This window comes from Bacillus bruguierae (assembly GCF_037104725.1).
Taxonomy (GTDB): domain Bacteria; phylum Bacillota; class Bacilli; order Bacillales; family Bacillaceae_G; genus Bacillus_A; species Bacillus_A bruguierae.
The window spans coordinates 395,067-410,376 of record NZ_JBAWSX010000001.1 but is presented as its reverse complement, the minus strand read 5'-3'; the positions used below and the strand labels follow the sequence as shown (position 1 = coordinate 410,376).

At 38.3% G+C, this 15,310-nt stretch carries 13 protein-coding genes and 1 other annotated feature; of the genes, 1 reads left to right on the top strand and 12 read right to left on the bottom strand.

Features of this window, described 5'->3' with window-relative positions; translation table 11 throughout:
• Positions 1-7 precede the first annotated feature (7 nt).
• From mreC to WAZ07_RS01970, 7 genes are all read right to left on the bottom strand, one after another.
• On the bottom strand, positions 8-862 hold the full coding sequence (gene mreC / locus WAZ07_RS02000) for a rod shape-determining protein MreC (RefSeq protein WP_090918663.1): 855 nt from the start codon (positions 860-862) through the stop codon (positions 8-10).
• Between the two features lie 49 nt (positions 863-911).
• On the bottom strand, positions 912-1,928 hold the full coding sequence (gene mreB / locus WAZ07_RS01995; protein ID WP_336471115.1) for a cell shape-determining protein MreB: 1,017 nt from the start codon (positions 1,926-1,928) through the stop codon (positions 912-914).
• A gap of 171 nt (positions 1,929-2,099) precedes the next feature.
• The gene (gene radC, locus WAZ07_RS01990) at positions 2,100-2,777 is read right to left on the bottom strand and encodes a RadC family protein (protein WP_090918667.1); all 678 of its coding nucleotides are present in this window, start codon (positions 2,775-2,777) and stop codon (positions 2,100-2,102) included.
• A gap of 13 nt (positions 2,778-2,790) precedes the next feature.
• Positions 2,791-3,351, bottom strand: a complete 561-nt coding sequence (locus WAZ07_RS01985) for a Maf family protein (protein ID WP_336471114.1) — start codon at positions 3,349-3,351, stop codon at positions 2,791-2,793.
• A 213-nt stretch (positions 3,352-3,564) separates the two neighbouring features.
• Positions 3,565-4,524, bottom strand: coding sequence for a stage II sporulation protein B (locus tag WAZ07_RS01980; protein WP_336471113.1), 960 nt, complete (start codon positions 4,522-4,524; stop codon positions 3,565-3,567).
• Positions 4,525-4,680: 156 nt separating this feature from the next.
• Complete coding sequence (locus WAZ07_RS01975; protein WP_336471112.1) at positions 4,681-5,991, bottom strand: bifunctional folylpolyglutamate synthase/dihydrofolate synthase; 1,311 nt, start codon at positions 5,989-5,991, stop codon at positions 4,681-4,683.
• A gap of 159 nt (positions 5,992-6,150) precedes the next feature.
• Positions 6,151-8,796 (bottom strand): valine--tRNA ligase, encoded by a 2,646-nt coding sequence (locus WAZ07_RS01970; RefSeq protein WP_336471111.1) that lies wholly within the window; start codon positions 8,794-8,796, stop codon positions 6,151-6,153.
• 38 nt (positions 8,797-8,834) lie between these two features.
• Positions 8,835-9,066, bottom strand: a binding site (T-box leader).
• Positions 9,067-9,322: 256 nt separating this feature from the next.
• On the opposite strand from WAZ07_RS01970, the gene WAZ07_RS01965 reads away from it, so the two are divergent.
• A complete protein-coding gene (locus WAZ07_RS01965; protein WP_336471110.1) occupies positions 9,323-9,517 on the top strand; it encodes a hypothetical protein in 195 nt (64 codons plus the stop codon).
• Between the two features lie 37 nt (positions 9,518-9,554).
• Here WAZ07_RS01965 and ysxE read toward each other — a convergent pair whose 3' ends face one another.
• From ysxE to WAZ07_RS01940, 5 genes are all read right to left on the bottom strand, one after another.
• Entirely contained in the window at positions 9,555-10,580 is a 1,026-nt protein-coding gene (gene ysxE / locus WAZ07_RS01960) for a spore coat protein YsxE (RefSeq protein ID WP_336471109.1), read from the bottom strand.
• A 64-nt stretch (positions 10,581-10,644) separates the two neighbouring features.
• Entirely contained in the window at positions 10,645-11,598 is a 954-nt protein-coding gene (gene spoVID / locus WAZ07_RS01955; RefSeq protein ID WP_336471108.1) for a stage VI sporulation protein D, read from the bottom strand.
• Between the two features lie 444 nt (positions 11,599-12,042).
• The gene (gene hemL, locus WAZ07_RS01950) at positions 12,043-13,332 is read right to left on the bottom strand and encodes a glutamate-1-semialdehyde 2,1-aminomutase (protein ID WP_336471107.1); all 1,290 of its coding nucleotides are present in this window, start codon (positions 13,330-13,332) and stop codon (positions 12,043-12,045) included.
• Positions 13,332-14,321 (bottom strand): porphobilinogen synthase, encoded by a 990-nt coding sequence (gene hemB, locus WAZ07_RS01945; protein WP_336471106.1) that lies wholly within the window; start codon positions 14,319-14,321, stop codon positions 13,332-13,334. The genes hemL and hemB overlap by 1 nt, the downstream gene beginning before the upstream one ends.
• A gap of 236 nt (positions 14,322-14,557) precedes the next feature.
• Entirely contained in the window at positions 14,558-15,307 is a 750-nt protein-coding gene (locus WAZ07_RS01940; protein ID WP_336471105.1) for a uroporphyrinogen-III synthase, read from the bottom strand.
• Positions 15,308-15,310: the final 3 nt, after the last annotated feature.

Here is a 15,310-nt window from a genome sequence, read left to right as displayed (position 1 = left end):
CCCCCTCCTATTTCCCTATATCCACTGTCGGCATTGTTCGTTTTGCAACCATAACATTGTTGACATCATTTAAATCTGCTGCTGGCTTGATATAAGCTGTTTGTGTTAATCCATACTCATCAGCTGTTACCTCAACGATTTGTCCAATAACCAATCCATCTGGGAACACACCGCCAAGGCCTGAAGTTACGACCGTTTGATCCTTCTCTACTTTTACACCAGATGGAATTTTTGTGAAAACAAGCTGCTGCTTTTCTTTATCGTACCCTTCAATTAATCCAAAAACATTGCTATCCCCTCGGACAACAGCTGAAATACGATTTGTTCGATTTAATGAGCTTATGAGCTCAACTGTGGAAGTGAACTGTGAAACGCTTTTTACTTTTCCAATTAAACCTTTTGATGTAATAACAGCCGCATCTTTTTGAATGCCTTCCTGTGCACCTTTATCAATACCAATTATATCATTCCATTTATCTGGATTACGATTAATGACAGTTGCGTGAACAGGGTTAAAATCACGAAGTGTATCTTTTTTTCCAAGAATATCACGAAGTTCTTCATTTGTTTTTTCTAATTCTTTTACCTTTACGGACAACTCTGCATACTTGTCCAATTTTGCTTTTAATTCTTTATTTTCTTCATACGTGCGCTTTACATCTTCTATGTTCTCAAAGAATCCGGCAACATAATTCGCTGGCTTTTGAAATACACGTTCTACAACTCCTACGGTATCCTTTACAAACTGCTCTGGCCACGTTAGATTTTTCCGTTCTTTCAATGAGATTCCGATCAATGCCACGAGAAGAATAATACTAACTAATAAAACAATTAATCTTTTGTTTAAGAAAAACTGTGGCACGTTCACACCCTCTTAAATTCACTAATTTTTTATGTTGAAATAATGGATTTTATCGAGCACTTTTGAAAAGATCGATATTGTCTAACGCTTTACCTGTTCCAATTGCTACGCAATCTAATGGATTTTCTGCAACAAGCACTGGCATTCTTGTTTCTTCGCTAATTACTTTATCTAAATTACGAAGCAAAGCACCGCCACCTGTTAAAACAATTCCACGATCCATAATATCCGCTGCTAATTCTGGCGGAGTTTTTTCTAATGTGTTTTTTACAGACTCAACAATTGCATCTACAGTATCTTTTAACGCTGATGCAATTTCTTCTGGACGAATCGATACCGTTTTTGGTAATCCAGTCACTAAATCACGACCACGAATATCCATTGGTTCAACACCTTCTGGTTCGCCAGCAGAACCGATTTCTAATTTTAATGCTTCTGCAGTTCGTTCCCCAATCATTAAATTGTAGTTTTTCTTAATGTACTGAATAATTGCATCGTCCATTTCATCACCAGCAACACGAACAGATTGGCTTGTTACAATACCGCCAAGAGAAATAATGGCAACTTCTGTTGTACCACCGCCTATATCTACAACCATACTTCCTGTTGGTTCCCAAACAGGTAAGTTCGCACCAATTGCAGCTGCAAATGGTTCTTCAATTGGGTATGCATCGCGTGCACCTGCTTGACGAGTTGCATCGATTACCGCACGTTTTTCAACCGCCGTAATACCAGATGGCACACATACCATTACGTAAGGCTTACGAGAGAAGAAGCCATTTGATTTCTGTGCTTGTTGAATATAGTATTTCATCATTGTTGCTGTTGTTTCATAATCAGCGATAACACCGTCTTTCATCGGACGAAGTGCCACAACATTTCCAGGTGTACGACCAATCATTTGTTTTGCATCGTTACCAACTGCAACAATTTGCTTTGTATCTGTTTGCAATGCCACAACAGATGGCTCACGTACAACGACACCTTTCCCTTTTACATATACAAGCGTATTTGCTGTTCCTAAGTCTATTCCAAGGTCACGAGTAAAACCACCAAATCCAAACATATTATATATCTTCCTTTCTAATTTTAACAAAAATGCTCATTTTTTGCTTTAAATATTATTATATTTATATAAAACATAACGTTTTTGCATGTTCTTTGTTATAGTGTAGACGAAAGCCTACAAAAAACTCATAACTCACATTATAAAACAAAATAAAGAAAAAAAATAGTCTTAAATATGACCTTTATCTTTTAAACTAACAAATTTATGGTCACCAATAATAATATGATCGAGAATTTCAATCCCAATAATTTTTCCGCACTCTACAAGTCTTTTCGTGACTTCAATATCCTCTCGGCTTGGCGTGGGGTCGCCTGAAGGGTGATTATGAAGACATATGATAGAAGCAGCAGCGCGGCGAAAAGCTTCCTTGAACACCTCGCGCGGATGTACAATCGAGGCATTCAAACTTCCAATAAATACCGTTTGCCGATGCATCACTTGATTTTTCGTATTTAAATATAAACATACAAAATGTTCTTGTTGTAAAAAGCGCATCTCCTCCATCATATAACGTGCGCAATCTTCCGGATTACGAATGCTATATCTATTTTGATACTCTAAGCGTACCATTCTTCGTCCGAGTTCAAAAGCAGCAATAAGTTGGGATGCTTTTGCCACCCCAACGCCATGAATGCTTGTCATTTCTTCAATTGTTGCATCTTTTAACATTCGTAATCCGTCAAAATGATGCAAAATTTGATTTGCTAATGTTAAAACTGACTCCTCTTTTGAACCAGTTCGAAGTAATATAGCGAGAAGTTCTGTGTTTGATAAGCTGCTTGCTCCTTCTAGCAATAAACGTTCCCGTGGTTGATCTTCTTTCACAACATCACGAATGCAGCTCATATTCCAGCCTCCTTTACATATTAAATTGTTTCAACTCGCGCACAACACGAGCAATCGGTAAGCCAACAATCGCATAATAATCACCTTGTATATGCTGAACAAAAATAGCACCTTTTCCCTGTATCCCATAACTCCCAGCTTTATCAAGCGGTTCTTTCGTTTGTACATATGCATGAATTTCTTCTTCAGTTAATTCCCAAAACGTTACTTCTGCACGCTCATAGAATGTCACTGTTTTTTCTTTTGAAATAAGAGCAACCCCTGTATACACCTCATGTGTTTTCCCTGATAAGAGCTGCAACATTTCTTTCGCTTCACTCTCATCCTCTGGTTTTCCTAGAATACGCGACTCGTAAGTAACAATTGTATCAGCACCAAGCACAACATAGTCTTCATAATCCTTTGCTACAGCAGATGCTTTTTGCAATGCAAGTGACATCACGATATCATGCGGTGATGAATATGCTCCAATCGTTTCTTCTACATCGCTAACTACAACCTCAAATGGTATATCTACTAGCTCAAGTAATTCTTTACGCCTTGGTGAACCCGACGCTAAAATAAGTTTTTTCATACGTTCTCCTTTCATTCTTAAAATTAGCAGGAAGATACAGCATAACCATACTAAATGTATAGATTCTCCTCAAATTTTAAAAATATCGTTTTTCTTTTTAAAAAAATACAAAAGAAAGGAAAAAGCACAAACTCACTTTCCCTTTCTTCAGTGCTAATAAGCAATAGAAAAAAGCAACTACATAATGATTATGAGTTAAACATTATCTAATTATTATACGTTTTTGTTTTTTTGTGAAACTATTTTTTCATAAGAAAGAAAGCTATCTGCTAACACTTGCTGCAATTTCGTCATCGTTTCCATATCTTGTTTTCCCTCTTGTATTGTTTGCACAGCCACTGATGCATACGTAAACAACTTTTTCATATCATCCCGCTTTAGTGCTGCCTCTTCTTTTTTTACTGATTTCCATTCATTTTCAATCTGTTCTATATCTGTTTTACTTATTTTGTTTCCGGACTGCATCACAGCGGCTTGTTTCAATAATTTCCCATACAATGATTGTAACTTTTCCAAAAACGCTCCATACTCTTGATCCTGTTTTAAAAGCGCTTGATCTGTAATCTCCCATTTCTTTTTCACAACTGATATATCTTTTTGTTTATATTGCGTGATCATCTGCGTGACAGATTGTTCATCATGTGCCATTCCAAGAACAAGTAAATATTTATCTCCTGACTGCATAACTGCTCCAGGGACTCCGTTTTCTTGGAACTCTTTTAATGATGCCTGTCCCTTTTCTTTCGAAGAGAACACCCCGCCCTGTACAAAATAAATCGTCAGCGGTGATAAAGGGGCTGGGGCTGTTTTCTTTTCTTCTGTTTTCTCATTTGTCGGTTTTTTTGTTTCATTTTGCCCTGTAACATTTGCTGCTGGAGCTGTCTTTTCACGAACAGTTTCTTGTCCCGTTAGCAAGTGCAGCATTCCCATTCCAAACCCTGTCCCAATTACAATTGCTGTAGATACCGTGAGAATAAATCTATTACTCCAGCCTTTTTTTCCTTTACGTATTGATGCTGCATGTTTTTGAAACGACACAACATTATTTGTCACCGTATTCTCCGGGAGCACCCACTCAAACTCTTCTTTTTTTGCTTCCTCTTCTTTCTTCTCTATATAATTTGCTTCCGTTCCATTCACTTTAATTGAAATTGGTCGCGATTGTTTGTCCATACCCCCACTCCTTACTTCTTATCATTGCCAGCATCGTATCATACTCGTTTCAAAAAAAAACGAGATACTTGTCAAAGGGATTCGCCAAATTATCCTATATTGTTATCTTATATGTATGCCTGCGTCTTTATTTGTAGAACAAAAAAACTAGACAGCTTATTTCTGTCTAGTTTTTTGAACCACATATTTACGAGCTTCTGATATGAAGTAAAGAGAACCTGTTAGTAAGAAAATATCATCTTCTTGTAAAGAATCCATTGTCCTACTAATCGCTTCCTGCCAGTTTTCAAAAATATGTTTCGATTCTCGTTTTGAATGAGCAGCAAGAGCCTCGGCAGAGATAGCACGATCAAACGTGAACGTTGTAAAAATCATTTCATCTGCAATTGTTTCTAATTGTCCAACCATTTCATCGAGTTGCTTATCCCCAAGTGCTGTAAATAAAATAACAATTCGGTTTTCACTGTAGTGTGCACGAACAGTTTCTACAAGACTATTTATACCTTCTGGATTGTGTGCCCCATCAATAATGACATGAGGATGAGTAGAAAGTTGTTCAAAACGTCCAATCCAATATGCTTCAGCTAATCCTTTGCGGATATGCTCTTCATCAATTAAAAATGCTTGATACACGTTTAAGTATGACATCGCCATAAGCGCCAGCGCCGCATTCTGCACTTGATGCTGGCCTTTCATAGAAATAAAAAGATCTTCATACGTACGGAATGGAGACGAAAATGTAAACCGTTCTCCTTCTTTCTCTGAAGAATGATGTTCTACTTGAATTTGATTTCCTAGTTCATATAAGTTAGAACGTTTTTCAATGGCAGCTGTACGGATGACTTCTAACGCTTCGTTTTGCTGCACACCAGTTATAATAGGAACACCTGATTTTATTATTCCCGCCTTTTCAAATGCAATCGCTTCTAACGTATCTCCTAAAATATGCATATGATCATGGCCAATATTTGTAATAATTGTAAGCGCAGGGTGAATGACATTCGTTGAATCGAAACGTCCTCCAAGTCCTGTCTCAAGTAAAACGATGTCACACATATTCATCTTTGCAAAATAATAAAGCGCCATAACAGTAATAATTTCAAATTCTGTCGCTTCACCTAAATTTGTTTCATCTAACTTTTCCACAACAGGTTTGACCATATTTACAAGATCTGCAATTTCTTGATCTGCAATCGGTACACCATTCACACTAATCCGTTCATTAAATGTTTCAATGTACGGAGAAGTAAATGTCCCTACTTTGTACTCTGCCGCCTGTAACATATAACGCATATATGTGAGCGTAGAACCTTTTCCATTTGTTCCCGCAAGATGAACACATTTTATATGACGCTCCGGATTTCCAAGTTCCTCTAACATCCACTCCATGCGCTCTAACCCTGGTTTTATACCAAATTTTAAACGGCTATGAATCCAGCCGATTGCTTCTTCATATGTATGTATCACGTATACCATTCCCCTTTTCATCAAAAAAACGAACCAAAGCAAAAGATTGCTCTAGCCCTATTATACTCAAATAGAACAATCTTTGCCGTGGTTCGCTATTGAAAATATTTTATCCCGCTATTTGCGGGCGGTAATACTCCAACTGATTAAAGTTTCTCTTTATTTTTGTAGATCCGCTAGACGTTGGCGAACTGCTTCGCGTTTTTCTAGGTAATCTTTCTCTTTCGCGCGTTCTCCTTCAATAACTGCTTCCGGAGCTTTTGCTACGAATCCTTGATTGGAAAGTTTCTTCTGTACACGTTCTACTTCTTTATCGAACTTCTCAAGTTCTTTTTCAAGACGTGCTTTTTCTTCATCAAGGTTGATTAGATCAGCTAACGGTAAGAATAACTCTGCACCTGATACAATTGCTGTCATCGCTTTTTCCGGTGCTTGTAAATCCGTTTGAATTGTTAATTCACTTGGATTACAGAAGCGCTCAATGTAAGAGCTGTTTTTCGTAAGCTGTGCTAGTACTGCTTCGTCTTTCGCTTTAATTTGCAATTGAACTTTTTTGCTCATTGGCGTATTTACTTCCGCACGAATGTTACGAACAGAGCGAATGATGTCAACAAGAAGATGCATTTCTGCCGCTGCTTCTTTATCTTGTAAATCTTCGCGAACTGTTGGCCATGCTGCTACTGTAATAGATTCACCTTCATGAGGTAAATGCTGCCAAATTTTCTCTGTTACGAATGGCATGAACGGATGTAACAGGCGCATTGTTTGATCTAGTACGTATGCTAAAACAGAACGAGTTGTTTTCTTCGCTGCTTCATCTTCACCGTATAATGGAAGCTTCGCCATTTCAATGTACCAGTCACAGAAATCATCCCAAATGAAGTTGTATAATGCGCGACCAGCTTCACCAAATTCATATTTATCCATGTTACGCGTTACACTTTCAATTGTTTCATTTAAACGAGTTAAAATCCACTTATCTGCAACTGATTTTTCACCAGTTAAATCAATATCTTCGTATTGCATGTCTTCCATGTTCATTAATACGAAACGAGATGCATTCCAAATTTTATTGATGAAGTTCCAAGTAGATTCTACTTTCTCCATGCTAAAGCGTAAATCTTGACCTGGTGCACTTCCTGTTGATAAGAAGAAGCGCATTGCATCTGCACCGTACTTCTCAATAACTTCCATTGGATCAATACCGTTACCAAGAGATTTACTCATTTTACGTCCTTGCTCGTCACGAACAAGACCATGAATTAATACGTCTTTAAATGGACGCTCTCCTGTAAACTCTAGACCTTGGAAAATCATACGAGATACCCAGAAGAAGATGATGTCATAACCAGTTACAAGTGCATCTGTTGAATAGTAGCGTTTGAAGTCTTCATCATTTTCATTTGGCCAACCAAGTGTTGAGAATGGCCATAACGCTGAGCTAAACCATGTATCAAGTACGTCGTTATCTTGGTTCCAGTTTTCGATATCAGCTGGAGCTTCTGTACCTACGTATACTTCACCAGTTTCTTTATGATACCAAGCTGGGATGCGGTGTCCCCACCATAATTGACGAGAAATACACCAGTCATGAATGTTTTCCATCCAGCGTAAGTATGTGTTCTCAAAACGATCTGGTACGAACGTTACTTTTTCTTCTTCTTTTTGTTGCAGAGCAACAGCCTTTTCTGCAAGTGGTGCCATTTTTACGAACCATTGTGTTGATAAATACGGCTCAACAACTGCCCCGCTACGCTCACTATGACCTACCGCATGCATATGAGGCTCGATTTCTACCAATACGCCAGCTTCTTGCAAGTCTTTTACTAATTGCTTACGGCATTCAAAGCGATCCATACCGTTATACTTACCAGCTTTTTCGTTCATTGTTCCATCTTCGTTCATTACTAAAATGCGTGGTAAGTCATGACGGTTACCTACTTCAAAGTCATTCGGATCATGAGCTGGTGTGATTTTTACAACACCTGTTCCGAAATCTTTCTCTACATACTCATCAGCAATAATCGGTATTTCACGCTCTACGATTGGAAGTGTAACCGTTTTTCCGATTAAATGCTTGTAACGATCATCTTCTGGGTGAACTGCTACTGCTGTATCACCAAGCATTGTTTCTGGACGAGTTGTCGCAAGACGAATGTGACCAGAACCGTCTGTTAATGGGTAATTCATATGATAGAATGCACCTTGCACATCTTTATGAATTACTTCAATATCAGAAAGGGCAGTGCGTGTCGCAGGGTCCCAGTTAATGATATATTCACCGCGGTAAATTAAACCTTTTTCGTACAATTGAACGAATACTTTATTAACCGCATCAGATAAGCCTTTATCTAATGTGAAACGCTCACGAGTGTAATCTAATCCTAGACCAACTTTTCCCCATTGCTCGCGAATGTGAGAAGCATATTCTTCTTTCCATTCCCATGCTTTTTCAAGGAATTTCTCACGACCAAGATCGTAACGTGAAATACCTTCTTCACGAAGTTTCCCTTCTACTTTCGCTTGCGTTGCGATACCCGCATGGTCCATACCTGGAAGCCATAATACATCGTATCCTTGCATACGCTTTGTACGTGTTAAAATATCTTGAAGTGTTGTATCCCATGCATGACCTAAATGCAGTTTACCTGTTACGTTTGGAGGCGGGATTACAATTGTATACGGCTGTTTTTCCGCATCTCCTTTTGCTTCGAAATATTTGCCTTCAAGCCACCATTTATAACGGCCTTCTTCAACGGACATATGATCATATTTAGTTGGTAAATTTTTTTCCGTGTTTGACATATTTTTCCCTCCTTAAAAATAAAAAATGTCCCTCATCCAAAAAGGACGAGGGACATCGTGGTACCACCTTTATTTACAAACAAATTCAAAATTTGCTTATACTCTTGATTTGATAACGGACAGATCCGTCTTTTCCTAATGAGAATGACTCCGTTCAGAAAAGATGCTCCAGGGCTACCTTCTAACATGACTATCTAGAGAATCTCACAGCTAATAATTCTCCTCTCTGCAGACGTTTAATGTTATACTCTTCCCCTTCAACGCATTTATATAATTGTTATTTATTATATACAATAGTGTAAAAAACGAAACCATATTCGTCAAGATAAAAATATTTTTCGACTTACGTCTATAATTATTACATTCTATTTCCAATAAGCTTAACCAAGTTTTTTATAACATATGCAAAGAAAATGAAAAAAGTGCAGCACAAGCACATTAGGTGCTTATCCTGCATATTGTAGTATCACATTTCCACTTCTCTTATCGTTCCATACTAGAGAAGTTTCTAATACGGAGGACGATTATGCGACGCTATCGACGCACATACAACTTTTCAGCCCCTTCTTGGTTAAGAAATTTACAAACGCTGTTTTCTGATTTTGCAATTCCGCTCACGATTTTCCAAGGCATTCGTACTTTACTACTTCCTACGTTTTTAGATTTTGTCATCCTTGCTATTTTTATAGCAGCAACAATTCGCTTACATTATCAGCCGTAACTTCTTCTTGAAGCTACGGCTAATTTTGTTTTTCCTTTTACTGCGCTTGGTGCTCAGCGGCTTGAAGCTGCGCCACGAAATATTCAATATTACTTATAAGCCAATGTGCTTGTTGAAGCATTTTCACATCCTGTAACTCCTTTGTTTCATTACGGGCATTTCGAGCATTTGTATATGCATGCACTTGCTTAATAAATGTTTTGGGATACGCTAAATACGCAAGCATAAGCAGCTTCTCTTCTTTCGTAAACGTAAAATTCTTTTCGTATATTTGGTACCATTCATATCGATCATTTCTTGCAATTGGATATGTGTTGAAGGAACGCGAGTAAAATTGAACGATATCTTGAACGGGGGTAGCAAACTGCGCATCTTCTAAACTAATAAAATAACCGTTCCGCTGATAATCGAATAAAAAATGATTCATTGAAACATTTCCATGAATAAATGAAATACGTGTTTTTTCTTTTTCTTTCATTGCTTCATGCCATTCTGTAAATTGTTTCTTCGCAAATTCACAAGCACGCATCGCTTGATGAAAGTAAGTACAATATTGCAATTCAAACGGAGACATATACCATTTCGCTTCTGATTCAACTAAAAACTCCTCTAATAACACGCCATCTTGTTCCCATCGATTTGAAATATTATCAAAATGTCCTTGAATTGCTTCTTCTGTCACTTCTTCTTCTCTCACTGTTTTTTTGTGCATCATAGCAAGTGTTTGAAACATTTTATGATACTGATCGTTCTCTTCACCTTGACTTTCTGCGTTTCCGAGCCAAGGCATTAAATAATAACTATGCTCACCATCACTTAAAATGTGCCTTCCATCTTTCGCATGATAAATAGGAGCAAAATTCGTAAATCCTTTTTCTCGTAAAAACTGAACATAATACATAAGATTACTTCGTTCTAATTTTTGAGGTGGCAATTTTTTTAACGCATATGGACCTTGGTTCGTATAAATTTTTATTACATTCCCATATTCCTCAATATGCTCAGGAGCTAATTGATATAGCTGCAAAATAGAAGCATAACGCTCTCGTAATTCCATGTCCATACGAACAACGACCCTTTCTACAGGAGCGTGAAAAAGAAAAGAGGTGAGGAAGATTTCTCTTCACTCACTTTGCTTTCATCTTGGGCACTGGTATATATAAAATTTGTCCTGCTGTTAAATACAAATCATCGGTTTGATTTACACGATGTAAATGTTGTACGGAAGTGTCATAACGCTCTGCAACAGATTCAATCGTATCGCCTTCTTGCACAAAATAAAGTCGCAGCTTTGTAAATTCATCTTCTGGTTGCTTTGAAAACAATTTTGTTAAATATAGCGCATTTTCATCCCGCTGTGAGTATGACATTTCTTCTTTCTCTTTCTCATCGACATCCTGTCCTTTTGTTTCTTTGCGTCCGAAGAACAGCTGAGGTGCGACGACTTCTTCTTGTCTTTGCTCTTCCTCTTTTCTTTGTTCCTCTTCTTCGATTTCTTTCTCTTCTTCTAGTTCAAGCTCCGGTTCTTGACGAGCCTCTAGCTGAAATGGCTCAAAAGCATAATCTTCCCATTCATCAGTCTCTATCACTTCTTTATCTACTATCTCTTCTTCTACTATCTCTTCTTCCACCGTTTCTTCCACTTCACGCTCTTCATCACATAATCCATGAATTGAAACATCCGCTAAAAGCTGCAAACATCCATTTTCTAACAGCGCATAATCGAATTCTTCAATATCTACATATAAATCTTCAACTTGTTTCACGCGGCCGCGTGGAATCGAAATCTCCAGTGGAAACGAATGTACCAATTCATTTATCCCATCATCACGCGTCTCCACATAATCTATCGTACGTACTGGAGATAACTCTCGCAATGAGAACGCCTCTGTTTCTTCCTTTGGGATATACTCCCCTGTTAAATCAAGTTGCCCGCACACAACAATTTCATACTCACGTTCTTCTATAGCAACATCAGGATCTAATGAAATAGAAAGTAATTCATTGACTTCCTGTCCTTTTTGAAACCATACAGACTCTTTTAACGAAAACCGCAATGAAGTTTGTTGATCTGCTGCCACTTCGTATTCCCCCTCTCAAACTATATGTCATTACAGGTTTATGTGAGGAACGGAGACTTTATGAATAAAAAAATTGCTCTCCGATAAGAGCGATTTTTTTATTTTTCAACACATACATTACTGCGGCACAAAACCAAAAGTGATCCTCACTTACTTTCTCTCTTTGTTTTCACACCGAACATGACAGAAAAAGGACCTGACCGCTTCTATGCACGGCCAGGTCCTCTTACCTTCCCTAAAAAAAGGGGGAATGCTAGGATTTCAACTGGTATTTATATATAAATACATTTTGCTTTTCCAACTTACAAATCACTGCCATCCATAATAAAATGTAATCCCCGCTTGCTTCCTCTCTTTGTTTTCACAACGGACGTGGTAGAAAAAGGACCCGACCGCTTCTATGCACGGCCAGGTCCTCTCGCTCCCCCTAAAGAAAAGGATTTTTTACCCTTTTAGTTTAGACATAGCAATTTCTGCAGCAGCAATGGTCGCTTCAATGTCAGCATCACTATGCGCTGTTGATAAGAACAACCCTTCAAATTGAGAAGGCGGTAAGAATACACCTTGTTCTACCATTTCACGATAATACGCTGCAAAATATTCTAAATTGGACGTTTTTGCTGTTTCGTAGTTAATAACCTTTTCATCTGTAAAGAAAATACCAACCATAGAACCAGCGCGGTTAATACAATGCGGAATATCATATTTTACCGCTGCTTCATGTAAACCTTTTTCAAGCATTTCCGCTTTACGTTCAAATTCTTTATAGCTTTCTGGTGTTAACTGAACAAGCGTTTCATATCCTGCTGTCATCGCTAATGGATTACCAGATAGTGTACCAGCCTGATAAATTGGGCCACTTGGTGCTACTTGCTTCATAATTTCAGCTTTACCACCATATGCCCCAACAGGAAGCCCGCCTCCAATTACTTTTCCTAAACATGTTAAATCAGGTGTTACTCCAAAATATCCTTGTCCGCAATTGTAAGCTACGCGGAAGCCCGTCATCACTTCATCAAAAATAAGAAGCGCACCATATTCTGTTGTAACATCACGAAGGCCTTGTAAAAATCCCGGAAGCGGTGGTACAACCCCCATATTTCCAGCTACTGGCTCTACAATGACACACGCAATATCATCACCGAACTGTTCAAACGCATATTTCACGCTTTCTAAATCGTTATACGCAACCGTAATCGTATTTTTCGCAACGCCTTCTGGTACACCAGGGCTATCTGGTAAACCAAGCGTAGCAACACCAGAACCAGCTTTAATTAAAAGAGAATCGCCATGCCCGTGATAGCAGCCCTCAAACTTCAAAATTTTATTACGCCCTGTGTAACCGCGCGCTAAGCGAAGTGCACTCATTGTCGCCTCTGTTCCAGAGTTAACCATACGGACAATTTCAATAGACGGTACACGATCGATTACAAGCTGTGCTAGTTTATTTTCAATTTCTGTCGGCGCACCAAAGCTCGTTCCTTTTTCTACTACCGCTTTTAATGCTTCCACAACCTGGTCGTTGGAATGACCATGAATAAGCGGTCCCCATGACAATACATAATCAATGTATTCATTTCCATCAATATCATAAACTTTAGAGCCTTTTCCTCGCTCCATAAATAGCGGATTCATACCGACAGATTTAAAAGCACGCACTGGACTATTTACACCGCCTGGCATTAAATCTTTTGCTGTTTCAAACGCTTCAATAGATTTATCAAAACTTTTCATTATCGTGCGCTCCCTTCTTGTAACCATCTCGCTGCATCTTTCGCATGATATGTAAGTATTAAATCTGCTCCAGCACGCTTCATGCTTAATAATTTTTCAAGAACAATATCTTTTTCATTAATCCAGCCATTTTGTGCCGCCGCTTTAATCATCGAGTATTCACCACTCACATTATACGCAACAACCGGAAGATTAAAGTTATTTTTCACATCACGAATAATATCTAAATAAGAAAGTGCTGGCTTCACAATCAAGAAGTCCGCTCCTTCCATCACATCTGACTCAGCTTCACGGAATGCTTCTAAACGATTCGCTGGATCCATTTGATATGTTTTACGATCACCAAATTGAGGTGCACCATGTGCAGCATCACGAAACGGTCCATAAAAGGCCGACGCATATTTCACTGCATATGACATAACTGGGACATGCGCAAAGCCATTTTCATCTAACGCATGACGAATAAATGTTACAAATCCATCCATCATATTAGATGGTGCAATAATATCCGCACCTGCTTTTGCTTGACTTACTGCTGTTTTTGCAAGAACCTCTAACGATTCATCATTTAAAATAATTCCGTCTTCAATTACACCACAATGGCCATGACTCGTATACTGACATAAACATGTATCTGCGATTACTACTAATTCTGGAAATCTCTCTTTAATTTGTGTAATTGCTCGCTGTACAATACCGTGCTCACAATATGCAGAAGAACCAACTGCATCTTTTTCAGCAGGTAAACCAAATACGATAACAGAACGAATACCTAAATCGACAACTTCTTGCATTTCTACTTGCAGATGATCTAAAGAAATTTGATATACACCTGGCATAGAAGGAACTTCATTACGCTTATTTTCTCCTTCTAAAACAAAAATTGGATAAATGAAATCTTCTGTATGTAGATGTGTTTCACGTACAAGAGCACGCATATTTGCACTTTGTCGTAAACGACGATGACGGTTAAATTGTAAAGGATTCATAACTTTTCCATCTCCAATTCTTAAAGTTTCACTTTATTATATATAAATACAAGTTGAAAAACAGACATAAAAACCCTTTTCTTTTTAGGGGTGGGCGGCGAGAGGGTCTGGCCATGCATAGAAGCGGTCAGAGCCTTTTCCTGCCACGTGCGTTGATAAAAAAAGAGAGAAAACAAGTGCATGTCACTTTTTGTTTTATATAACAGCAACTTATATGTTGAAAAATCAAAATGGATTTATATATATTCTGAAATGCATTGTAACATAGATTCAATTGTATATTCTTTCGGAACAAGAAGGTTTTGAAAATGTTGACGGGCTTCTCGTTCTGTAATAGGACCTATACAAGCAATTGTACATCCTTTTACCCATTCTCTCCAGTTTTCACTTTCAAGCAATGTAATAAAACTCCGGACAGTAGACGGACTTGTAAAGGTAATCACATCAATTGCTCTTGATCGCAGTGCCTCGATAAGTTGTTCACGCATTTGTAGATGGACGGCCGTTTCATATACAACAAGTTCGCGTACAATCGCACCATGATTTCGCAGCGCTTCTCGTATTACATCTCTTGCTAGATTTCCTTTTGGCAGTAATATACGAGTCCCGCTTCCAATATGATTCACAAATTCTTTCGCAAATGCTTCAGCTACAAATGTAGTTGGTACAAAATGAACATTGTAGCCGCGGTGCTCTAATTCTCGCTTTGTCTTCACGCCGACTGCGGCAATTTTCATAGTATGCGGCAACGGTTGCCCCGCACCATCCAAAAAGAAATTCACACCATTTTTACTTGTGAAAATAATCCAATCATATGTGCTTAATTCCTCACGCACTTGTTGAAATTGCTCACGTGCAGCTGCTGTTATATGTAAAAGCGGAATTTCCATTGGAATTCCGCCCTGTTTTTGCACTGCTGTACTCAGTTGCTTCGCTTGTTGCTGGGCTCTTGTAATTAGCACTGTTTTTCCGCAAAGAGAAGTCATATT

Excerpts from the sequence above, each read along its gene's own strand:
- radC (WP_090918667.1), bottom strand. The coding sequence starts at position 2,777 with ATGAGCTGCATTCGTGATGTTGTGAAAGAAGATCAACCACGGGAACGT.
- ysxE (WP_336471109.1), bottom strand. The coding sequence starts at position 10,580 with ATGGACATGGAATTACGAGAGCGTTATGCTTCTATTTTGCAGCTATAT.
- hemB (WP_336471106.1), bottom strand. The coding sequence starts at position 14,321 with ATGAATCCTTTACAATTTAACCGTCATCGTCGTTTACGACAAAGTGCA.
- WAZ07_RS01985 (WP_336471114.1), bottom strand. The coding sequence starts at position 3,351 with ATGAAAAAACTTATTTTAGCGTCGGGTTCACCAAGGCGTAAAGAATTA.
- WAZ07_RS01965 (WP_336471110.1), top strand. The coding sequence starts at position 9,323 with ATGCGACGCTATCGACGCACATACAACTTTTCAGCCCCTTCTTGGTTA.
- mreB (WP_336471115.1), bottom strand. The coding sequence starts at position 1,928 with ATGTTTGGATTTGGTGGTTTTACTCGTGACCTTGGAATAGACTTAGGA.
- hemL (WP_336471107.1), bottom strand. The coding sequence starts at position 13,332 with ATGAAAAGTTTTGATAAATCTATTGAAGCGTTTGAAACAGCAAAAGAT.
- WAZ07_RS01970 (WP_336471111.1), bottom strand. The coding sequence starts at position 8,796 with ATGTCAAACACGGAAAAAAATTTACCAACTAAATATGATCATATGTCC.
- WAZ07_RS01980 (WP_336471113.1), bottom strand. The coding sequence starts at position 4,524 with ATGGACAAACAATCGCGACCAATTTCAATTAAAGTGAATGGAACGGAA.
- WAZ07_RS01940 (WP_336471105.1), bottom strand. The coding sequence starts at position 15,307 with ATGACTTCTCTTTGCGGAAAAACAGTGCTAATTACAAGAGCCCAGCAA.